The sequence below is a fragment of the Chitinophaga sp. YR627 genome, assembly GCF_900114995.1.
Classification (GTDB): domain Bacteria; phylum Bacteroidota; class Bacteroidia; order Chitinophagales; family Chitinophagaceae; genus Chitinophaga.
This window is the reverse complement of record NZ_FOUX01000001.1, coordinates 1,488,665-1,511,267: the sequence shown is the minus strand read 5'-3', so window position 1 is coordinate 1,511,267 and position 22,603 is coordinate 1,488,665. Positions and strand designations below refer to the sequence as shown.

21 protein-coding genes are annotated in these 22,603 nt (G+C 44.6%); 7 read left to right on the top strand and 14 right to left on the bottom strand.

Features of this window, described 5'->3' with window-relative positions; genetic code table 11:
* Positions 1-9 precede the first annotated feature (9 nt).
* A complete protein-coding gene (locus BMZ72_RS05510; protein ID WP_089806040.1) occupies positions 10-918 on the top strand; it encodes a helix-turn-helix domain-containing protein in 909 nt (302 codons plus the stop codon).
* Between the two features lie 123 nt (positions 919-1,041).
* Complete coding sequence (locus tag BMZ72_RS05505; RefSeq protein ID WP_089806038.1) at positions 1,042-2,172, top strand: TlpA family protein disulfide reductase; 1,131 nt, start codon at positions 1,042-1,044, stop codon at positions 2,170-2,172.
* Between the two features lie 51 nt (positions 2,173-2,223).
* On the opposite strand, the gene BMZ72_RS05500 is transcribed toward BMZ72_RS05505, so the two are convergent.
* From BMZ72_RS05500 to BMZ72_RS05485, 4 genes are all read right to left on the bottom strand, one after another.
* On the bottom strand, positions 2,224-2,976 hold the full coding sequence (locus BMZ72_RS05500) for an SDR family NAD(P)-dependent oxidoreductase (RefSeq protein WP_089806037.1): 753 nt from the start codon (positions 2,974-2,976) through the stop codon (positions 2,224-2,226).
* A 78-nt stretch (positions 2,977-3,054) separates the two neighbouring features.
* Complete coding sequence (locus BMZ72_RS05495) at positions 3,055-4,005, bottom strand: helix-turn-helix domain-containing protein (RefSeq protein ID WP_255373119.1); 951 nt, start codon at positions 4,003-4,005, stop codon at positions 3,055-3,057.
* A gap of 55 nt (positions 4,006-4,060) precedes the next feature.
* Complete coding sequence (locus BMZ72_RS05490) at positions 4,061-4,939, bottom strand: helix-turn-helix domain-containing protein (protein WP_089806033.1); 879 nt, start codon at positions 4,937-4,939, stop codon at positions 4,061-4,063.
* A 32-nt stretch (positions 4,940-4,971) separates the two neighbouring features.
* Complete coding sequence (locus BMZ72_RS05485; RefSeq protein WP_089806031.1) at positions 4,972-5,952, bottom strand: amidohydrolase family protein; 981 nt, start codon at positions 5,950-5,952, stop codon at positions 4,972-4,974.
* A 240-nt stretch (positions 5,953-6,192) separates the two neighbouring features.
* Here BMZ72_RS05485 and BMZ72_RS05480 point away from each other — a divergent pair, with 240 nt between their 5' ends.
* Entirely contained in the window at positions 6,193-8,040 is a 1,848-nt protein-coding gene (locus BMZ72_RS05480) for an RICIN domain-containing protein (RefSeq protein WP_089806030.1), read from the top strand.
* 78 nt (positions 8,041-8,118) lie between these two features.
* Here the strand turns inward: BMZ72_RS05480 and BMZ72_RS05475 are convergent, their stop codons facing one another.
* The 9 genes from BMZ72_RS05475 to kaiC form a co-directional block, all read right to left on the bottom strand.
* Positions 8,119-10,401: a xanthine dehydrogenase family protein molybdopterin-binding subunit gene (locus BMZ72_RS05475; protein ID WP_089806028.1), complete on the bottom strand. Its 2,283-nt coding sequence runs from the start codon at positions 10,399-10,401 to the stop codon at positions 8,119-8,121.
* Between the two features lie 58 nt (positions 10,402-10,459).
* The gene (locus BMZ72_RS05470) at positions 10,460-11,482 is read right to left on the bottom strand and encodes an FAD binding domain-containing protein (protein ID WP_089807242.1); all 1,023 of its coding nucleotides are present in this window, start codon (positions 11,480-11,482) and stop codon (positions 10,460-10,462) included.
* Positions 11,483-11,504: 22 nt separating this feature from the next.
* The gene (locus BMZ72_RS05465; protein WP_089806026.1) at positions 11,505-12,293 is read right to left on the bottom strand and encodes a 2Fe-2S iron-sulfur cluster-binding protein; all 789 of its coding nucleotides are present in this window, start codon (positions 12,291-12,293) and stop codon (positions 11,505-11,507) included.
* Positions 12,294-12,730: 437 nt separating this feature from the next.
* Positions 12,731-13,486: an acyl-CoA desaturase gene (locus BMZ72_RS05460; RefSeq protein WP_089806024.1), complete on the bottom strand. Its 756-nt coding sequence runs from the start codon at positions 13,484-13,486 to the stop codon at positions 12,731-12,733.
* 141 nt (positions 13,487-13,627) lie between these two features.
* Entirely contained in the window at positions 13,628-14,053 is a 426-nt protein-coding gene (locus tag BMZ72_RS05455) for a response regulator (RefSeq protein WP_089806022.1), read from the bottom strand.
* Positions 14,054-14,057: 4 nt separating this feature from the next.
* Positions 14,058-15,320 (bottom strand): sensor histidine kinase, encoded by a 1,263-nt coding sequence (locus BMZ72_RS05450; protein ID WP_255373116.1) that lies wholly within the window; start codon positions 15,318-15,320, stop codon positions 14,058-14,060.
* A 22-nt stretch (positions 15,321-15,342) separates the two neighbouring features.
* Positions 15,343-15,654 carry a circadian clock KaiB family protein gene (locus BMZ72_RS05445; RefSeq protein WP_255373115.1) on the bottom strand — a complete coding sequence of 104 codons (312 nt, stop codon included), beginning with the start codon at positions 15,652-15,654 and terminating at the stop codon, positions 15,343-15,345.
* Positions 15,655-15,664: 10 nt separating this feature from the next.
* A complete protein-coding gene (gene kaiB, locus BMZ72_RS05440; protein ID WP_089806016.1) occupies positions 15,665-16,012 on the bottom strand; it encodes a circadian clock protein KaiB in 348 nt (115 codons plus the stop codon).
* The gene (gene kaiC / locus BMZ72_RS05435) at positions 15,996-17,720 is read right to left on the bottom strand and encodes a circadian clock protein KaiC (RefSeq protein WP_089806014.1); all 1,725 of its coding nucleotides are present in this window, start codon (positions 17,718-17,720) and stop codon (positions 15,996-15,998) included. The genes kaiB and kaiC overlap by 17 nt, the downstream gene beginning before the upstream one ends.
* Positions 17,721-17,987: 267 nt before the next feature.
* Here kaiC and BMZ72_RS05430 point away from each other — a divergent pair, with 267 nt between their 5' ends.
* Positions 17,988-18,266: an RNA recognition motif domain-containing protein gene (locus tag BMZ72_RS05430; RefSeq protein ID WP_089806012.1), complete on the top strand. Its 279-nt coding sequence runs from the start codon at positions 17,988-17,990 to the stop codon at positions 18,264-18,266.
* A 443-nt stretch (positions 18,267-18,709) separates the two neighbouring features.
* Here BMZ72_RS05430 and BMZ72_RS05420 read toward each other — a convergent pair whose 3' ends face one another.
* Entirely contained in the window at positions 18,710-19,105 is a 396-nt protein-coding gene (locus BMZ72_RS05420; protein WP_089806008.1) for a VOC family protein, read from the bottom strand.
* 216 nt (positions 19,106-19,321) lie between these two features.
* Between BMZ72_RS05420 and BMZ72_RS05415 the strand changes: the two genes are divergently transcribed.
* The 3 genes from BMZ72_RS05415 (at position 19,322) to BMZ72_RS05405 (ending at position 22,548) form a co-directional block, all read left to right on the top strand.
* On the top strand, positions 19,322-20,209 hold the full coding sequence (locus tag BMZ72_RS05415; RefSeq protein ID WP_089806007.1) for an NAD(P)H-binding protein: 888 nt from the start codon (positions 19,322-19,324) through the stop codon (positions 20,207-20,209).
* Positions 20,210-20,376: 167 nt separating this feature from the next.
* Positions 20,377-21,357, top strand: coding sequence for a helix-turn-helix transcriptional regulator (locus BMZ72_RS05410; RefSeq protein ID WP_089806005.1), 981 nt, complete (start codon positions 20,377-20,379; stop codon positions 21,355-21,357).
* A 123-nt stretch (positions 21,358-21,480) separates the two neighbouring features.
* Positions 21,481-22,548 (top strand): alkene reductase, encoded by a 1,068-nt coding sequence (locus tag BMZ72_RS05405; RefSeq protein WP_089806003.1) that lies wholly within the window; start codon positions 21,481-21,483, stop codon positions 22,546-22,548.
* Positions 22,549-22,603 lie beyond the last annotated feature (55 nt).

The window sequence follows — 22,603 nt, the reverse complement described above, 5'->3', positions numbered from 1 at the left end:
ACTTGCAGTATGGCACATGCAAAACCATACAGGATCCAATCTGTAACGGAAATACACCGTTTGATGCAGCTTCCGAAGCCACATCATCCGTTGATAACCATTGTTGATCTCAAAGGGCTGAAAAACGACCCGGATATTGACGCAGTTATTTTCGACCTGTATGTGATATCCATGAAAAGAGGTTGTGATAACCTCTTTTACGGTCAGCAGAAATATGATTTTGACGAAGGCCTGATGGCGTTTATGTCACCGGGACAGATCTTACGTGGTGAAGAAAACGGAGTCCCCGTCAATCTTGAAGGCTGGATGCTGTTTATACATCCGGATTTCCTCTGGAATACATCGTTGGCGAAGAAAATAAAGCAATACGAATATTTTGGGTATTCGACAAACGAGGCGCTGTTTCTTTCTGACAAAGAAGAAACCGTCATCAATGATATCGTAAGAAATATCAGGAACGAGTATCACTCCAATATCGATAAGTTCAGCCAGGATATCATTATCTCTAATCTGGAAACACTGCTGAACTATGCCGAGCGCTTTTATCAGCGACAGTTCATCACCCGGAAAATCACCAATCATAAAGTCTTAGCACAACTGGAAGACGTACTGACGGACTATTTCAACGACGAAGAACTTCTATCCAAAGGGCTGCCCAGTGTGCAATACATGGCCAGCAAGTTGAACATCTCGTCTAAATATCTGAGCAGTTTACTCAAACAGCTCACCGGACAAACGACGCAGCAGTTAATTCATGAAAAACTGATCGAGAAGGCAAAGGAAAAGCTCTCTACCACGGAGCTTTCTGTTAGCGAAATCGCTTATCAGTTAGGCTTTGAACATCCACAATCATTTAACAAACTATTTAAAAGCAAAACCAGTCAAAGTCCGCTGGATTTCAGACAGTCTTTTAACTAGCCTATCCCATGAGTCATCTGGTATATGGCCGTTCAGCTGTTAGAAGTCTTTATAAAACTTTTAACAGCTGATCCGTTGACAGTTTAATGCAATCATTCTATCTTGGGCTAATATATAAATACCATGAAGCCTATCGTTTGTTTTCTCATGATCCTTATTTGTCCTGGATTGTTATTTGCCCAGAAAAATTTCAAGGTATCTTTCGTCGTCCCGGACAGCACTATACTGAAAAATCTATCTTTCTCTTACTATGACCATAAAACAAGAGAAAACGTAAGCCTCACTCCTGTTTACGAGAAGAACAAAGCCACTATTACCCATAGTTACAACACCGTATATGCCCATATCCGGGTAGAACTGGTTTCTGGAGACTCCTGGCCCGCTACGACAATATTCGCCACAGAAAAGCCGGCAACCGTGACATTCCCGGAACATATCGATAAAGCAGATCCTTTTGGTACTTATACGTTAACGAACGCAGAAAACCCCAGACAGGAATTTCAGGCAGCAGACGAATATGTAAAAGAAGTCAAAGATCTTTATCTGCAACTCTATGACTCATTGGCACCCAATTGGAAGCCGGCAGATAGCCTTGATTACAAAAGACTTACAACAGCAAAATTAGCTGTTGACTATAAGCGGCTGGAATACATTTCCAGCCACGCCAATGCCTATAGTTCATTTGTACTGTTTGAAAAGTATAACAGCACCCTGTTGCCTCCTGAGCTGCTTTCAGAGCGGTTTAACGCTATATTCCCGGCAAGCTTCAGAAACAGTGATGAAGGTGCCAGTGTTAAAAAATACCTGCAGGACAGGGTTGCTTTAGAAGAGAAGAAAAAGGCAATATCTTTCATCACAAAAGATATCGACAACAACCAGCTCGCACTGAAAGAGGTTTACAATAAGAAGAATGTATTGCTTGTCTTCTGGGGTACCTGGTGCGGAGGATGTATAGAAGAGATCCCCACATTGAGAGAAATAAGACAACAATGCCCCCGGGAGCAACTGGAGATGATATCAATTGCCTCCCGGTCACCGGTGGAGAAAGTGAGGGAATTTATCAAAGACAAGCAGATGGACTGGAAACATGTTGTTAATGATGAAAAAATACCCCTGCTTTATCAGATACATGGCTATCCGGAGGTTTTTCTTATTGATACAAAAGGAAACATTATCTACAAATATTCTGATTATCCGGACCTTCATCTGGCAGGTTTAAGGAAAATGTTAGCAGGTATGGCGGGCAAACAATAAAGAAAGCCTTTGCATGTACAAAGGCCTTCTTTCAACAAGCAAACATAACTATTATAAAGAGACGCCGCCAGTCACTTCAATACGCTGACCATTCACCCATTTAGCATCATCGCTGCACAGGAAAGCGACTACACCGCCAACATCATCCGGTAATCCTACGCGGCCCAATGCTGTTATGCCCTCTACAAAGCTGCGCATACCAGGGTTATCTTCCATGGCACCACCGCCAAAGATGGCGCCCGGTGCTACCACATTAGCGGAGATACCTCTTGCACCCAGTTCAGCCGCCAGATAACGGGTATAGACGTCCATTCCCCCCTTCATGATACCATAAACGGAAACACCTGGATATGAGATCCTGGATACGGCAGAAGAGATATTAACGATCCTTCCGCCATCCTGTAATAAGGGTAACATCTTTTGTGTCAGGAAATACACGCCTTTCAGATGAATATTCATCATCTCGTCAAACTGGCTTTCTGTCGTAGCAGTAACTGATGACTGCAGACTCGTACCTGCGTTATTGATCAGAAAGTCGAACCGGGTCTTTCCAAATGCGGTTTTCAGTACCTTACTTAACTGATCTGCAAAAGCATCAAAACCCTTTATGTCTGAAGTGTTAAGCGGCAGGGCAACCGCTTTACGGCCAAGTGCCTGGATAGCGGCTACAGTTTCATCCGCACTCGCCTTGTTACTGAGGTATGTAATGATAATATCGTTGCCTTTTTGCGCCAGACTCAATGCAATATTCTGACCAATGCCACGGCTACCGCCTGTTATCAATGCAATTTTTGAATCGCTCATTGTTGTACTATTTTGATTTAAAAACAGTACAAAATTCCAGGAAATGCTAATTCTACACAATGGCAGGCGCAATCCATTTTATGTATAATTCAAACTTTTGGCTTGTGAGCGATATGCCCCGGGTGGTATAGAGGTCTCATTCTTAAAGAACTTCGCAAAATGCGCAAAGTCGGAAAAGCCCAGACTATCCGCGATTTCGGCGATCGTCCAGTTCGTTTGCCGCAACAGGATCTGTGCTTCTTTCAGGATTCTTCCCGCTATCAGCGCAGATGTTGTCAGGCCTGTCGTTTCCTTCAGGATCTTGTTTAAATGATTGACATGTATGGATAGTATGTCTGCATAGTCCTTGGCCGTTCGTAGTTTGATCTGCTGATGGGGATTTTCCAGCGGAAACTGCCGCTCCAGCAATTCTACAAACAGGGAGGTGGTACGTGCAAACTGGCTGTGATTCGGATGGAGCATTACGGCTGACTGCAGCTGTTGCCCCAGATGGATGAGCTCCAGGGCGTACACGCGCAGCAGATCATATTTATATGCATAGGTAGACGCGATCATGCCCTGCATCTTCTCAAAAATGGCCTTTACATCTTTTATATCCTTCTTTTGCAACTGAAATACAGGGTGTTCCGGTGACTTATAAATAGGCAGTTCGTCTACGACCACCCCACTCCTCGCAGGATGCAGGAATTGTGGTGTAAATACGCAAAACATACCTGACTGACGTTCCTCCGGAAACCAGGTAACAGGCATTTTGGGTGTGGTAAAAACCAATGTAGGCTGTGAAAGCTGTATGATACCATCCGGGTATCCGATCTGAGAATAACCCTGTAAAAGACTGATTTTATAGAAAGTACGGCATTGGTAAGGTTCACTGGGTCTGTCCTGCGCGGTCTGCCTGATCTGCTGCATATCAAAGACGTTGAAATGACCGATCTCATCCTGAATCCCTTCAGGCAGCAGGGCATTTAACGCCAGAGAAGAGCCACTGGCAAAACGACTATCCAATTCATTGAGTGAAACTTTATTCATAACCTTCATTTGTAAAAATCAAAGTTACGTCATCTCTGCCAATGTAGCGTTTTGCCTATCGGATATCCGTTCCCGGCTTATTGTCTCCCTTAAATGTTTTACGGAAAGTTAGTGCGGTCATACCGGTTTCCTTGTAAAAAAGGCGGGAAAAGTAAGAATGGTTTTCAAAGCCAAGATCGGCGGCGATCTGTTTTACACTCAGACTGGTAAAATATAATTGTCGTTTAGCTTCTGTGACGATAGCAAATCTGATCCAAAAGGAAACGGTGGCACCCGTTATTTTCTTCACGGCTTCATTCAGATAGGGCTCCGAGATATGCAGCATCTCTGCATAGTCTGCCGGGCTTTTATATGCTTTTATGTTTTCCTTCAGCAATTGCCTGAACTCCATCGACAGTATGGCAGGCCTTGAGTTGGCTATTTCCGTCTTCACAGACATACGAATCGTACAGGCTACCATCTCAAAGAAAGCACTCAATATGGCGTGCAACAGGGATATCCGCTCAGAAGACTGGTCGCCTGACGTCTGACGATACAGCACGTGCAGCAGCTGGTCATAGTCTGTTATTTCATCAGCCCTTAGTGTAACCGGCTCCTGGAAACCGAGCCAGCCTTCAATAATATTTCTGCATGCCGGAGGGACTAAGGCAGGATCTGCCGCGATAAACCATCCTTTTGCCTGATGTGATATAATGCGGTAGTGTATCTGTTCGGGTAGGATATAATACAGCTGACCGGGACCAACTGTCTTTTCGGTAAAATCTACGATAGTGGTCCCGGACCCTTCCGTCACGATAAAGAATATATAATGATCGTCGCGATGTGCGCCTGTATCTACAGGTTGTCTGTGATCAGCCTTTTCCGGGGAGAATGGCTTCAGCTGAAATCCAAGGCTGCTCCTGTCCTGTAGTTTGTGTACTGGCACCTGCTTCATAGATCAAAAGTAGCCTTTTCCGCCTCTACACATTAAAATTTCAGTATGCGATCCGCGTTTCCATGGGCAATTTTAGCTATCTGATCCGCAGGAAGCTGGATACTATGTAAAAAGTCAATTCCCATCTGATGCGTGCTGAACGGATAATCTATAGAAAATAAGATATTGCTGATGCCTATCGTATCTATAGCAATTTGCAGTGGTGGCTGGGTAAATATGCCACTCGTCGTGATATACAGCTGCTCCCGGAATGTATCGATCAATGTCCTTTTATTCTTCCCCCCATTACCTGGCTGAAATACCCTGTTTGACCTTTCCCACATCATAGGCAGCATTTCACCCATATGGCCGATGAGTATGTTCAGCCGGGGATATTGGTCAAAAATGCCGGCAGCTAATAGCCGCAGGATGTGTATCGCTGTTTCCGAATGCCATCCCCATCCATAACAGGCAATGGCCTCATTAGGTCCTTTTGTATCTCCCACATTACTGTAATAAGCATCAATTACCTCTTTCGGCGGTATGCCCGGATGGAGATACAATGGAACACCCAGTTTTTCTGCACGTTCGAAGACAGGTGCAAATTTAGGGGCATCCAGGAATTCCCCGTTTATCGTTCCCTTTATCATAGCTCCCCGAAAGCCATATGTTTTGACGGTACGTTCCAGTTCATCGGCGGCTGCTTCCGGCATTGTCATCGGCAGCATGGCGAATGCCGTAAATGCATCGGAATGACCTTTCATCTTGTCAGCCAGCAAATCATTATACTTTGCTGCAAAAGCCGGCGCAAGGCTGTCGGGCAAAAGATAGACGTCTGTATTCTCTACCGAAAGCACCTGCATGGATATACCGGTGGCCTTCATTGAATTTAAACGTTCACCAGATACGTCCGCGAGCTTTTCCTGCATATGTGATGCGGCAGCTGACTGCTTTCTGTTTTTCAATATTTCTTCCGGCAGCAGCGACGTCATTTCCGGGAATGATACATGTTCCTCTAATGTTACTATTCTCATGTCAGTATAATTTAACCGATGCAAAGAGATGAAAGTCAGGCCGGATCATCAATAAATAAAATCAGGTGATCATAGCACAATTTGGGGTATTTTCCATTACATTTGATGTACACGTACCAATACCAGGCCCATTATAAGAAAACCTGTGTTACCCACCCGCTCCATACATCGCTTTAGCTATCAAATTCAATCCTGTTAGCTGATCAATCAATTTTAAACCCTTACAGAACCACGAATGTTATGAAAATTAACTTTAAACCACTATGTGCACTTTTGCTGCTGATTATTTTATCAGTCAGCGACCACGTCTTCGCCCAGTCGGGTATTTATGTCGGCGGGCATTTCCGCAGAGAAAGAACCCATACAATTACTGACCTGAAGGCTTCCGGATTTACGTATGTCATCCTGTTCGATGTTACTGTGCAGCCGAATGGTGACCTGACGACTGACGGACAAACCATCTGCTCAAACGGGACTTATGTATTCGGTTCCACTAATCCAAACTATATCGCTGATGTAAATGCGCTGAAAACAGGCGTTACCTCTATTACCAGAGTAGAAACCTGCGTAGGTGGCTGGGGCAGCCATTCTTACACGAATATTAAGAACCTGGTCGCCAGCCAGGGCATCGGAACTGCCAGTATCCTCTACCGTAATTTTAAAGCATTAAAAACGGCAATCCCCTCTATAGATGCCATCAACAATGACGATGAAGAAGCCTATGATGTTAATTCGGCTACCGCTTTTCATGTAATGCTGGCAGACATCGGGTATAAAACCACTCTCGCGCCTTACCGTAACAAGCCTTACTGGCAGAGTGTAGCTACGAATGTTAACAATCAGCGTAGTGGCGCTGTTGACAGAATTTACCTGCAGTGGTATGAAGGTGGCGCCGGTAATAATCCATGTGACTGGAATATCAATAATATCCAGTTGCATACGGGAGACCTGAACTACGAGAATAGTGCTACGGTCATTGACAAGATGACCCGGGCCAAAAACAATTGTAATTCCAAAGGAGGATTTTACTGGGTATACAATGATAATAATATCAACCTGAAGGAACTTGCCGGCAGGGTAAATACCATCTTCGGTATACGCACCAAAAGTCAGCAGGAAGTAGCCAATTTCTACAACGACTGTGACTATAAGGGCTTTGCCAATGGACTGGAAGCGGGTGATTATGATCTGGCCAGACTACAGTCCTTCGGCATAGACAACGACATGCTGTCGAGCCTCACTGTGGCCGAAGGGTTTGAAGTGACGGTCTATGATGACTACAACTTTACTGGTACGTCCAGAACATACAGAGGAAACGTGGCTTGTTTAGTAGCCGATGGTTTGAATGATAAGGTTTCGTCACTGCGCATCCGCACTACCGGGGCGACTACCTTAGCCGGTACCTGGTTTATTCAGAACCGTAACAGTGGTAAATATATGGACCTGGCAGGCGAACAGGTACAGCAAAATGGCGGTAACATTCAGCAATGGGAATATGCAGGTGGCACCAATCAGCAATTTCAGCTGATACACCTGGGAGATGGAACATACAATATCAAGGTAGTCGCTAGTGGCAAGTCTTTGGATGTAGACGCCGTCAGTAAGAATGAAGGGGCTAATATACATCAATGGGATTATGTGGGTGGTTTTAACCAGCAATTCGTACTGGTTCCCACTACCGATGGATACTATAAATTTATCGCCAAACATAGTGGCAGGATTACGGAAGTGGCCGATGCCAGTACCGCAAATGGGGCGAATGTCCGTCAGTGGGGTAATAATAACCAGACCTGTGGTCAATGGCGGCTGGTACAATCCGGAGGCGCCAGAACCGCTGCACCAAAGTTGGTAGTAAATGCTGACAAGGACTTTACGCTTTACCCGAATCCTGTTGCCCAGACGCTCTATTTCTCTTCCAATGAACTAACAGGCGCTAAAGTAGCGGTTTCGGATATATCGGGTCGTATCGTCATCAATACTTTGCTTTCCGGTAAAGGCATTGATGTGTCCAGGCTTAAACCAGGCTTATATACCATACAGATTTTCAGTAATGGTAAAACGAGCGTAAAGAAATTTATCAAAAATTAAACGATATAATAGCAGGAAGCCGGCTCAAATTGATTGGCCGGCTTCCTCATTTAATGCATTACTATATATCGGTAAACCTCAGACCAATTTATCCGGCGTCAAAGGCAGGTCCCGTAATCTTTTTCCGGTAGCATTGAACACGGCATTAGCAATAGCTGCAGAAACGCCGGTGATACCAATCTCTCCAATCCCTCTTGCCCCTATAGGTGAGATATGCGGATCGGGCTTCCCAATAAAATGCACATCTATCGGAGGCACATCCAGGTTAACAGGTACATGGTAATCTGCCAGCGTACGCGTTACTGGATTCCCCCAGCGTTTATCGTATTCCGTAGCTTCCATCAGGGCTGCACCAATGCCAAAGATCACGCCTCCGATAATCTGTGAACGCGCTGTTTTCTCATTCATGATACGCCCCACATCCTGTACGCTGGTAAAACGTTTTACACGGATAGTACCAAAATCCTGATCTACCCATACTTCGGCAAACTGAGCGCCGAATGAATGAAAAGCATATTGTTTGATATCGCTGTTCTGTTCAGGAGGAGTTTCCCTTGGTGTACACAATGCGCTGGGTACAGTCATACCCGGACCTGACACTGGCTGCGTAGTAGCGCAGGCTTCCATCTCAGTGCGCTTAGCCCGTTTCATAATATCGGCATAGGCATCACTCTTCTTTTCCTCACCAGTGATAACAAGTTTACCATCGGCATAACTGATCTCATCCAGTCGGCGACCGTTCAGTTTTGAGGAAGGGTCGGCAATAGCTAAGGCTGCCAGCTCTTTCCTTAATAATACACAGGCTTCCATTGCAGCAGGATGAATGCTGGCTGTCGTTTGGGAACCGCCCGCCAACGGCGCTGCCGGAAGACTGGAATCACCAATTTTCACGTCTATCCGGTCTACCGGAACACCTAAAGCGTCAGCCACCGTTTGTGCCAGAACGGTATATGTACCTGTACCGATATCGATGGATGCTGTCCTGACTGTCACCTCCCCGTTTGCTGTCATTGTCACCTTTACCGATGCAGCACTCCGGCCACCAGGATATGTAGCGGTAGCCATGCCGTAACCTATAAGATATTTTCCTTTTCTTTGTTGCCCTGGTTCCATGCTTCGCGCTGACCAGCCGAATCTTTCTGCGCCGATGCGGTAACAGTCCACCAGTGAATCACTGGAGAAATCATGTCCTTTCATAGGGTCTTTAGCCGTATGATTGGCGATCCTGAATTCCACGGGATCCATTTTTAGTTCGTACGCCATCTCATCCATAGCCGATTCGAGTGCAAATGTTCCTGGTGTTTCTCCGGGTGCGCGCATGAACGTCGGCGTACCCCGGTTCAATGTAGTTACGTTATAGGTAACTTCACGTACTGGCGCCTGATATAGAACGAGTGACTGCTTTCCACTTGGTTCAAAAAAGGTTGTAAGGTTATTATAGGTATCCGTATGATGTCGGACAGCGCCCAGCTTTCCGGCCGTATCGGCTCCAAGTGCCACGTGCTGGATAGTGGCGGCGCGATGCCCTACATTGGTCTGCATCATCTGTCTGGTGAGCGCCAGTTTCACCGGACGGCCAACTGCCTTTGCCGCGATAGCCACGAGCAATGTATGCAGCCACAGTCCTTTGCTGCCAAAACCGCCACCTACATATGGGGCGACCACACGCACATTTTCCGACTGCAATCCCAGAAAATAGGCGGCAATAGCACTGGTCATACCGACCCCCTGTGTGGCATCATATAAGGTAAGTTTATCGGTACTGTCCCATACCGCCACAGTCGCATGTGGTTCCATTGGATGATGGTGTTCGACGGGTGTTGAATAGCTGTGATTTACCTGGTGCGCCGAAGCGGCAAGTGGAGCAGCTGTTTTACCCTCATTCACCTGTGCTTCTTCCCCCATAAACATTTTAGGCTTTTTAGCTTTGGGGAGTTCAGACTTCAGGTCGGTAGCTGCTTTTTCTTCCGTATAGCGTATTTTCAATTTATAAGCAGCAGTACGTGCCTGTTCGTAAGTCTCCGCTACCACAACTGCAATAAATTGTCCCAGGTAATGCACTTTATTTTCCTGTAACGGCAACAGGTTTTCTCCCAGGAACGCGGCACCGGCTTTCATCTGTGCCTGCATATCCATGGGTTTTAACCTGAAGGCGTTTTTATAGCTGATCACACTGAGCACGCCGGGCTCTTTCTTTGCAGCAGCATCATCAATGGATACAATGAGTCCCTTCGCAATCGTTGCGCGTACAGGAAACGCATACGCCATGTTGGGCTGATTAAACTCAGCTGCATATGTTGCCTTACCAGTGACCTTTAAGCGGCCATCTATACGGCTGATTGGTTTTCCGGTTTCGCTCATGAGTTAAAAAAGTTAGTCGTGTTGAAAATTCTATTTTCTGATATCCTTCCAGACTTCATCAAACACCTGCCTCCAGGCCTGCGTTCATGCCATAACCTACGCCATTCATAGCGTTTGAAAGCGCACGCACGATCGCATCCCCGGCCATTTTCACTTTATATTTGTTATGTTCCAATGGTCTGGCATTTTTTAATTCCGCTGCGGCGGCTACTTTAAAATTTGCCATTGTGGCTTCCTTACCCACTAATAATTTTTCTGCTGCAGTTGCCCGCCATGGCTTATGTGCAACACCTCCCAGCGCAATACGGATATCTCTGATCCTGCTCCCATCAAGCGACATTGCTGCAGCAACTGATACAAGTGCAAAAGCATAAGATGATCTTTCACGGACCTTCAGATAATAGGAATGTGCCGCAAAATCATTTTCCGGCAGTTCAATAGACGTGATCAGTTCTCCATGCTTCAGGTTATTATCTATCTGGGGAGTACTACCTGGTAAACGATGAAAATCAGCAAATGCGATCGTTCGTTTTTCCTGATTCCCTGCTTCCACATGTACGACCGCATCAAGGGCCGCCAATGCAACTGCCATGTCAGACGGATACACTGCGACACATTTTTCAGACCACCCGAAAATCGCATGGTTGCGATTGAGTCCTTTAAGGGCGCCACAACCGGATCCTGGTGTACGTTTGTTACAGGGCATATTTACATCATAGAAATAGCTACAGCGTGTACGTTGGTTAAGGTTGCCTGCGTTAGTTGCCATATTTCTGATCTGTGCGCTTGCGCCCGCCAGAATCGCCATAGTTAGTAATGGATATTGCTTACGGACCCTTTCGTGGTTGGCAGTAAATGCATTCGTCGCTGTACCTCCGATTAAAATACCATTTGAAGTCTTTTCAATATCAGCGTATTTCAACCGGGTAATATTCACCAATTCAGAAGGATGCATCACATCTTCCTTCATCAGGTCTAACAGATTAGTTCCTCCACCTAAGAACTTAGCATCTGCATTCACGGATATAGCCGTAATGGCAGCAGCCGGATCAGCGGCATTAGAATATTTAAATGGTCTCATGATTAACAATTGCTTGATATGATCAAATAGTGCCATCAGCAAATTGCCAAACCTGGGCAACAGCTTTGTCTCCGTGCACCTCCCGAATGGCATCCACTATATTCGGATAGGCTCCGCAACGGCAGATGTTTCCTGACATTCGCTCACGTATTTCCTCTTCAGACAGTTCCATTGGCCTGCCAGCTTCCCGGACATTACTGGTCACATAACTGGCCTCTCCGTTCTTTGCTTCGCTCATCAGTGCGACTGCTGAACAAATCTGGCCTGGTGTGCAATAACCACATTGAAATCCATCATGTTTGATAAATGCAGCCTGCATAGGATGAAGTTTGTCGCCGTCTGCCAGGCCTTCGATGGTAGTTACTTCCTTGTCCTCACAGGTGGCTGCAAGCGTCAGACATGACAAGACGCGCCTGCCATCAACAATTACCGTGCAGGCGCCGCACTGTCCATGATCACAGCCTTTTTTGGAACCCGTCAGGTCCATACGCTCCCGTAAAGCATCTAGTAAGGTCATACGTGAGTCTACCAACAGTTGCTGCGCGCTACCATTTACTTGAAATGATACATTAACGCCATTTTCAATGACTGTGGGGGGCAATGGAGCAACGGCGGTACTCCTGGCCATTAATTGCTCGATACCAAGAAGATGCGTTGCGAGTAGGCCAGTCCCTGTATATGTTATTAATTTAAGGAAATGGCGTCGCTTAATACCTGATGTAATGATTTCACTCATCTCATCAGGCAGCAGTTCCTCGAGGGCTCTTCTCTCAGCATCCGTCAGATCCGGAAACTTAGGTTGATCTTCCATCGTGTACGTTTGAGGGTACTTGAATATTTATCTGGTAAAAGGCTTCATGGTTGTATTCCGACCCGGACACCAAAACCTATAAGTGGCACAAACGCATGAGGGGCAACAAATTGAACTCAAATAGTATACCGGTAGCAGGCCGCTGGACCGTTCTAATTATCTGAAAATAACGTGATGCCGCACCTCACATCATAATCCTGTCAGCATATTTTTTTTTACCCCGTTATTATCCATTATTTACAATCAGGGTACCTATATGTATTTAGGACAATTTCCCCGCTTTGGGGATACGGATGAATATACATCGCCAGCACAGCTACCTGCGGAGTATATTCAGTAGGTGAGCTCGCTGCTGAGTAATAAATTAGTAACGGCACAAAAAAAAGATCAGTGCATTTTGCACTGATCTTTTTTTTGCATATAATATAAAGCCCTGCTTAATGACTAAGAGCCGGAGATAAACTTTTGGTGTTCACAAGCTTAATGACCCTAAAATATGATAACACACGAATCATATAATATACAGGGTCTATCTCATGCCAGCGACGGCCAAAGTTGACTGAAGCAGGACGTTTATGATGATTATTGTGATAAGATTCTCCCAACATTAATACATCCACGAACAGCAAATTCATAGATGTATTTTTCAGTTTGAAATTAATATAGCCATACTTATGCGCAAACCAGTTAACGATAGCGCCATGAAAAGCTCCCATAGATACGACTATCGGTAAAAGCAGATACTGCCATGGACTGGTAGCAAAAGCTATAAAGAACAGGATATATAGCGCGACCCACATTAGTCTTGAGAATCCGCTATTAGCAAATCGATCAAAGCTATCCCAGGACGGAATATTTTTGGTATATCGTTCTTCCACGTCTATCCTTTGATGCAGAACGTCCTGATAGACCTGTCTTGTATCCCACATCATTGAGAAGATGTTGGAAGAATTTGATGGCGAATGCGGATCAAGCGGCGTATCTGTATGTGCATGATGCAATCTGTGCATGATGGCATATGCCTTCGGACTCATATACGATGATCCCTGCGTAATATAAGTAACAATAAAAAAGAAACGTTCCCAGCTTTTACTCATTGTAAAAGCGCCATGTGCGGCATATCTGTGCTGAAAAAAAGTCTGCGAGAATAATGACAGGTACCAGATAGCAATGAAAAAGATGGCAATGACCATATCAGAGATTTGTTTGAAGGACGCTGAAAATAAATCTCAAATATGCTTTTTGATAGATGGAAATATGAAGAGTAGTCCGGGTGAAGTGATGCTCTGAAGGTAGCGCTTTAAATGTTAAAGAAATGGTAATGTGAAAAATATTTATTGAATATTTTTATCAAATGATGATTTTGAGATAACACTTAACATACGTTCCAGCATCTCGGTGTATCCCTGCATAGTATAAGGTTTGGAAAATACCTGAATGGCGCCTGCCTGTACACCACGTTCGTGCAGAGCGTTATCTGCATAAGTAGAATAAATAAAAACAGGGATAGACGAATAAATCAGGTGTTCCTTTAATAATTTAAGCGTCTGAAGTCCATTCTGTTTGGGCATATTCTGATCAAGAAGGATGATATCCGGTAAAGCAGCCGGCTCTTTTATTACCGTCAAAGTTTCCATTAGTTCAAGTCCGTTTTCAGCAAAGGCGAAAAGACTGACATCATCGCGACCGGTAAGGAAAGTTGAGAACATCTCTATATCGTCAGCATCATCTTCAGCTAATAATATTTTTATACGTGACATTGTGTTAGCTAATATTGTATGTTACAGGTAGAATGATCAGAAATTTACTTCCATACCCTACCTTACTTTTAACGTGAATAGCACCGTTGTGTTTCTCCACTATTTTTTTCGTAATGGCCAGACCAATACCTGTTCCCTCAAACGTCTCTTTGCTATTCAGTCGTTCAAAAAGTGCAAATATATTGGGTATATATTTTTCTTCAAAACCAATTCCATTGTCTTCCACACTGATCATATAATAGCCTCCATCAGGCATTTCAGGGCCATCAAAATTCTTATCAGCGAGAAAATAACCCCCTATTTTTATAACCGGGGCGACATCGGGATTTGAAAATTTTAACGCATTAGATAACAGATTCTGAAACATCTGGCGGATCTGGCCCTTATTCACTTCAAGCACTGGTAGGTTGACAATACTGATCTGTGCATTCTTTTCTTTAATGACCAGCTCAAAATCTTCCAGGATCTCCTGCACAATTTCACTGAGCTCAACCGGAACAAATTCACCGTCATTGACTGACAACCTTGAATAATTCAGGACATCGATGATCAATGTCTTCATACGTTCTGCAGATTTCAGCATCTTTTCCAGATATTGGTACTCCTTACCATCTGACTGCAAAACGCCCGCTGTTTTTATAAAATTCCCAAACATCTGTATTTTCCGTAATGGCTCCTGCAGATCGTGGGAAGCAACTGAGGCAAACTGCTGGAGGTCATGATTACTTAATTCAAGTGTACTGTTCAGTTGCTCCAGCTGCCGGTTATTGTCTTCCAGTATCCGCTGCGTGCTCTTCTGTTCGGAGAGATCCGTGAGGATAATATTCATAGACATTTCACTGGCAATTTCAAGTGGGTTCAATGATAATTTCGTCGGGATAAATGCACCGTTACGGAACAAATCTACTTCTCCCTTCGCATCCTCCCGCCAGCAGGACTCGTATAAATCCATATAAAATAAGCGGGAATGAGGTGCAACAAAATTATAAAGGGGCTGGCCAATGATATACATTAATGGAAGCGCTACCATCTCAGAAAACCGCGAATTGGCATATAGAATAACACCTTCCCTGTTCAGCGTCACAGCGCCTTCATTCATTTTTTCAATGAACATGCGGTACGCATGATCCGCTGTTTGCAGGGTATACAACTGATGAGAGTCTCCCTGTTGTACGACAAGCGCATCAACCTGACCTGTGCGGATGGCTTCGATAGTATCTTCCGCTTCCGCAAGACGCCGGCGTGTCTCGTTTAATTCCTCTAACAAATTGTTTTGTATGTTACTATGACTATCCATTATCCTTATTCACGTCCAGTATTTTTAATATTTTATCAACTTCTGACAAGTCTCCAATCAATTTACGTTGCGGCAGCGGCCGCTTTTTAATTAATAACGGCAATGCCACTATTTGCTCCTGCTGCGCTAATCCTGGTTCCTGATAGACATCGATGATTTCCAGGGAATACCTTCCCTTTAAATACGTTTCGCATATCTGACGGATGTTTGAGACTGCCCGGATTGAATTTGGCGTACTGCCCGTAATAAATAACCGAAGCATATATTCAGATGTATCCGCATCTTCTCTGTCTTGTTTTCCCATATATGCCATGTTAAACTTTTACAGGTTTGATATCGAGTCCAACCAGTACCTTTTCCTCATTAGACAGGTCTCCGATGATCTTCCGGACAGGAACAGGCACCTTTCTTACAAGGGTTGGAATGGCAAGTATCTGATCTCCGGCCGCCAGCTGTGGCTGAACAAGCAGATCGATTACCTCCAGTTCATACCTGCCCTTAAGATGCTCCTCGCAATATCGTTTGAGATTAGCGAGCGCAGCTACAGATTTAGGGGTATTACCTGCAACATATAACCGGAGCTGCCATCTCTCCTTCTGTGTTTTATTACTTTTAGTGTGCGGGGAAGCTACCGGTTGTTTTTCTTTATTTCCTTTTGCCATTGCCCGGTTTTCGGTTAGTACGATTGTTACTGAGGTCCTGTCTGTTTTTCGCCATAATGGAATTTGTTAATTCTTCTTCCAGGAAGGTCCTGTTCAACTCATCCTGCACGGACTCAAACTCTTCTCTCAGCGAAGCTATTTTCGCCTCCAGCACCATGCGTTTTCTTTCCACTTCGCGGTCCTTGCGACTCATCGCATGTGTACGCAATTCCATCCCTGTGGCTTCCGTCAATTCCTGCGCTCTGCGGGCGGAGCCAACAAGAATGCCGTTAGGACCCTGGTAAACATCTATCAGTTCCAATCCTGTATCTCTTATCACAAACTCCCGGACCTGGTTACTATGTTCCATCCCCCGGGATTTCATGATATAAATTCCACGGTTTCTTTCTCCGTTTGATTCAAGATCCCGTACAAGCACCCACGCATCCACCAGAGAAGATACACCTTCATCCGTTTGGGTGGTTGCTTCCTTTTCGAATACCAGGGCAGTGAATATTACCGTGATATTCTCCGATTGCAGAAAGTCAATAAGACGTATTAACATTGACTTGACCTCGGACATGGAACCGATTGTTATCAGGTTCGTAATAGGATCAATAATGACCGTGCGGGGTTTAAACTTCTTTATGACCTTATGCATAGCCACCAGGTGCATTTCCAGACCATATAACGTTGGCCTGGAGGAATGAATTTCCAGTAATCCTGCATCTACATGTTTCTGAAGATCTATGCCGATAGACTTCATATTACGGGTGATCTGTTTGGGAGACTCTTCAAATGCAAAATACAGGCAGCGCTCTTTTCTTTTGCAGGATGCATCTGCGAAGTAAGATGCAATACTTGTTTTACCCGTTCCGGCAGTACCAGATACCAGTATAGAGCTACCTCTGAAAAATCCATTCCCTCCCAACATGGCGTCAAGCGTAGGAATACCAGATGAAATACGCTGAGGGGATACATTATTGTCCAGTTTCAATGAAGTGACGGGAAGAACAGAGAAGCCCTCTTCGTCAATTAAAAACGGATATTCGTTCGTGCCATGTAAAGAACCTCTGTACTTCACAACGCGAAGAAGCCTTGTGGAAATATGATTAATAACGCGGTGTTCAAGCAAAATGACACAATCAGATACATACTCCTCCAGTCCCTGACGGGTAAGCGAGTTCTGCCCTCTTTCAGCTGTAATAATGGTAGTTACCCCCTTTTCTTTCAGCCAGCCGAACAATCGGCGTAACTCGGCACGTAAAATTCCCTCATTAGATAACCCGCTAAATAAGTTTTCTATAGTATCGAGCATTACCCGTTTGGCGCCGATACTGTCAATTGCATGACCAAGCCTGATGAATAAACCATCCAGGTCATATTCACCTGTTTCTTCAATTTCCGTCCGGTCTATATGTACATGGTCTATCCAGACCAGACCTTGTTTTTGTAACTTTTTCAAGTCAAAACCCAGCGAAAGCACGTTCTTTTCGAGGTCATCTGCCTTCTCCTCAAATGTCATAATAACACCAGGTTCCCCAAATTCAATGGCGCCCCTGATAATGAATTCGATGGAGAAAAGCGTCTTCCCTGCACCGGCTTCACCACAAATCAATGAGGGGCGCGCTTCCGGTAGCCCTCCTCCCGTAATTTCATCAAAACCTGTAATACCAGTGGGTTTCTTAGCTAAAGTCTGCTCGTGTTTGTTCTTAGTTAAACGGGCCATTCAATGACTTTTAAATGATCTAAATCCTGATTTTGCCTGGCTTATGAGCCGGCATGTTTATAACGGAAGATAAGTATAAATTTGAACCGTTAGCCCTCCGTTTATCCATGGAAATAATAAATTAGGTGAAAGTTTAAATAAGCCATACCTTTAACGAGATTACAGTTTGAGTTTATTGCATTAGTAACCTAGTTTCTTTCACAGTCTTCTTTTTTACCACCTGCGTTACCTCATTCGATTATTTTTCACAAATAAATAGACTATAATATGGATATCTATGTGTCCAACCTCAGTCCTTTTCTTGGAAAAGAGGACCTCACTAACCTGTTTTCCAAACATGGCGTTGTGAGTTCAGCAAATGTCATTATTGATAAATTCACAAACCGTAGCAGAGGATTTGGCTTCGTTACTATGCCCAACGATGTTGAGGCGGAAAAAGCGATTAAAGAAGTGAACGGTTCTTTAGTAGACGGAAAAACAGTTGCTGCGAGCCAGGCAAGACCAAGGGAGGAAAAGCCAGCCCGGTCTTACAATGATCGTTGGTAATTATATAAAAGCATTTACGGGAAAAGAGATCATTCTCTTTTCCCATAATTTAAATTTCTATTATGACCGTAGGGGATATATATGCACGATTACATAGCAGAACTTATTATGACAGAACTGAACAGTTTAAATTCAGATTTGTAAATAATGCCCTCTTGATAGACCGCCGCGCGATCATACCCATTGTCATTCATATGCTGGATGGCATATTTTATATGCAGGCATCGAAGCAAATCGCAAATGAAAGTTTGTTCCGTATTCAAATGAATGAAGAGGACATCACATTATATAGTGCAGTTGATAATAGTGCACTCTGGACATTAGAGTAATGTATGACTGTCTAAGGTCGCATTAGCCTGATATCCAGCCGTTTTTAATTTAATCCGATAGATTACAGCCAACTTACATCATTATCCCTAACCCAGGCTGTTTCCCCCAGTTTTTTAATTCTCAGCAAGCAATTCGATCACATTTTCCTCCGGATCAAGGATCACCCCTTCATAATATCCATCTCCGCTTACCCTTGGCTCTCCTATAACTTTAAAGCCCTGCGCGCTGAAATGCGCTATCATTGTATCAACCTGCTGACGGTCGCCCACTGTAATAGCAAGATGAGCTATTCCTGTAACGAAACCACGATGCTGGTTACTGCCCCCTATATCAGCCCGATGCATTAACTCTATTCTGCTCCCGCCATCATTGAAGGTGATGAAATAGGAAGAAAACTGTTTCACAGGATTAACATACCGCTCTCCGCAGGTGGTATCAAAATATGTCAGGTAAAAGTTTCTCATAGCCTCCAGGTCTTCTACCCAAAAAGCGACGTGGTCTATCTTCATATGCTAAGTTGTTTGATGTTTTGTTCCCGGATGCCTCCAGGCTGACAATACAAACATGCAACATTTTGCGATAATATGCAATAATCTGCATACTTAGTACAGATTCATACTTGTCGGAATGGACTAATTTCCAGTCGTTTCCTGTTATTTCAGGTAGCCCTTTCTGCCGTCCTTTGTATTCATAAAACAATACTCAATCAATAAAAACAGGACGACATGAAAATTATAACAGCAGGCTCACTAGGTAATGTAGCCACCCCCGTAGTAAAACAATTAATTGAAGCAGGTCATGACGTAACCGTTATCACCAGCAATCCAGATAAAAAGAGCGCAATCGAAGCATTGGGCGCCACAGCAGCTGTAGGCTCCATAGCTGATACATCCTTCCTGACAACCACCTTTACCGGTGCTGACGCTATTTATGCGATGATGCCTCCTGCAATGGGGTCTACAAATATGATTGACAATATCACCAGCGCCGGACAGGCATATGCCACCGCCATCAGAAACACCGGTATTAAGCGTGTGGTTTTCCTCAGCAGTGTTGGTGCAGACGCCCCTCAGGGTACTGGTCCGGTACAGGGCGTACACCGTGTAGAACAGCTATTTAAGCAATTATCAGACGTCAATATCACCGTATTGAGATCAGGCTTCTTCTATGTTAATTTTCTCAGGGATATTCCGCTAATCAAAGCGAGGAATATTTTTGGCAATAACTACGGTGGAGATGTTCAGCTGGCGCTTACATACCCCGGAGACCTGGCAAATGCCATTGTACATGAACTGCAGCAGACCGGGAACGGCTTTGAAGTCAAATATGTTGTCAGCGATATTTCGACAGGGAATGAAATAGCTGCGTTATTTGGCCAGGCGATCGGTAAACCGGATTTATCCTGGACATTTATCCCGGATGGCCAGTTACAGCAGGGAATGACAGCCGCAGGCCTTTCTTCAGAACTGGCGGGTTTGATCACTGAATTAGGTCAGGGTGTAAGAGCAGGGATTATCACCAAAGACTTCTTTGACAAAGGTGCAACGGTGACCGGTAGTACGAAATTGCCCCAATTTGCAGAAGAATTTAAAACCAGATATCAGCAGGCTTAACAAACAGGCATCAGGATGCGCATGTCGCACATCCTGATGTTATTGGGCTTTTTCCGGCATATTTCAGACGAAACTGAACGGCTATAGCTACTATATCAGGGGCATGACTATGCTCCTGATTTTCAGTTTAAAGTTATAAATTGCTGCAATAGCCAAAAGCCAGCAGGATGATATTCAGCTTTTCAGCAACGCCCGATTTCGATTTTATGACCTACTTTGCCCGCCATATCGGGGCGACGGTAAATGATAATTTGCTGGTAATACCTGAATATTTAGGCGAAGGATCTATTAGCAAACTGGATTTCGGCCCGGATTTCAAGATCACCATTCACCGGTATCAACTAAAAGAAGATCTTGTTATCAAACGCAATACTTCCGGTCAGGGAAATGACCTTATCACCGTATTCCTTTATAGCAACGAACAACCACTGGGTATCGCCTATAATGATGACCCGTATGTACAGTTTTCCCAGCGGGAGGATTCGGCGATCCAGGTAACCTCCAATGACCTGAGCTCAACCATCCGTTTTCCCGCCAATCATTCTATCCATTATATGGTTGTTGCGATTAAACCGCAATATCTGACCTCATTATTAGCCTCCAATCAGCTGAATTCCACCTTGCAAACCATCACAGGCAGTGGTAATTCCTTTCTCTACTTTGAGCAAATGACAGCTGAAACAAAGCTGCTGCTGAAAAACCTGAGCACTGTTGATATGCAGGATAACCTGAGCCACTTCTATATGCAGATTAAAGTACAGGAATTGCTGTACCTGATCTTTCACAAGCTGTCAACGCGTGAGAATACGCCACAACAGCACATCAACAATGCCGACGCGGCAAGACTACTCCATATCCGCAATGAGATCATCCGCGACCTCAGCGTGCCACCCGTATTACGGGAGCTGGCGCAGATCGCAGCCATGAGTGAAACCAAACTTAAACAGCTTTTTAAACAAGCCTTTGGCGCTACGATCTATAACTACTACCAGCAGGCAAGAATGGAAGAAGCAGCTTTCCTGTTAAAACAGGGTAAACATTCTGTTGCAGAAGTGGGCTATGAAATGGGCTTTTCCAATCTGAGTCACTTTAGCAGGGTGTTTGAAAAACACTATGGATTGAATCCCAAGAAATTCTCTTACTCATAATCCGTCGTATAAAAAGCAGCTATACTCCTTGCCTGTCGTTTAAGACTATTTTTCCGCCTTTTTGCGCTATTTGCCCCTCCTGAGATGATGCAACTTTGTGATGTAAATAAAAACATCGCAAAAATGAAACAGTTATTCACGTCTTATACAAAAGGCTCATTACAGTTAAAAAATCATGTTGTAATGGCTCCTATGACCAGAAGCAGGGCGCTGGGCAATGTACCGAATGACCTTATGGCCACCTACTATAAACAGCGTTCCGGAGCTGGTCTGATCGTTACCGAAGGTACATCACCCAGTCCTGAAGGATTAGGCTATCCACGCATTCCGGGTATCTTCTCTGAAGCGCAGGTAACAGCCTGGCAGGCAGTCACAAAAGTCGTACATGAAAGCGGATCAAAGATCTTCTTGCAACTCATGCATACCGGCCGGATCGCGCATGTAGCCAATCTGCCGGAAGGATATCATCCCGTTGGCATGTCTGATGTCAGAGCCGCCGGTGAAATCTTTACTGATAAAGAAGGTATACAGGAGCATTCTGTACCAACAGTGCTTGATGTACAGGGCATTGAACAGCTGATCAATGACTTTGTAAAAGCTGCTGAAAATGCCGTAAAAGCCGGCTTTGATGGCGTAGAACTGCATGGTGCGAATGGCTATATCCTTGAGCAATCCCTCAATCCGCTTGTAAATAATCGTACCGACCAATACGGTGGATCGATAGAGAACCGCAGCAGATTACTACTGGAAATAGCCGAAAGAACTGCCCGGACCATCGGTGCGGAAAAGGTAGGTGTACGTCTTTCCCCCTATTCTACCCTGAGTGACATGCCGGCGTATGACGAGACGGAAGTACATGATACCTATGCCTGGCTGAGTGCTGAATTAGGTAAACTGGACATCGCTTATCTCCATATTTCTGACAACCCGGCCATTCCGGAAAAAACGCATCAGGCAATACGCAGTGCGTTTTCTAATACACTGATCTACTGTAACGGACTAACACCTGAAACAGCTGCCGCTAAGTTACAGACCGGCGCTGCCGATCTTGTTGCCTTTGGCAGAAGCTTTCTGGCCAACCCTGACTTCATGAGGAGGATGGAGAAAAACGACCCTTTAAATGAGGTGGATTATATGACCTTATATGCGCCTGGCGAACAGGGATATACAGATTATCCGGTATTAAACTAACTCCACCTGTCATATGATTCACCATAAAGCCCGGCAGCTGTCAGGGTTGCCGGGT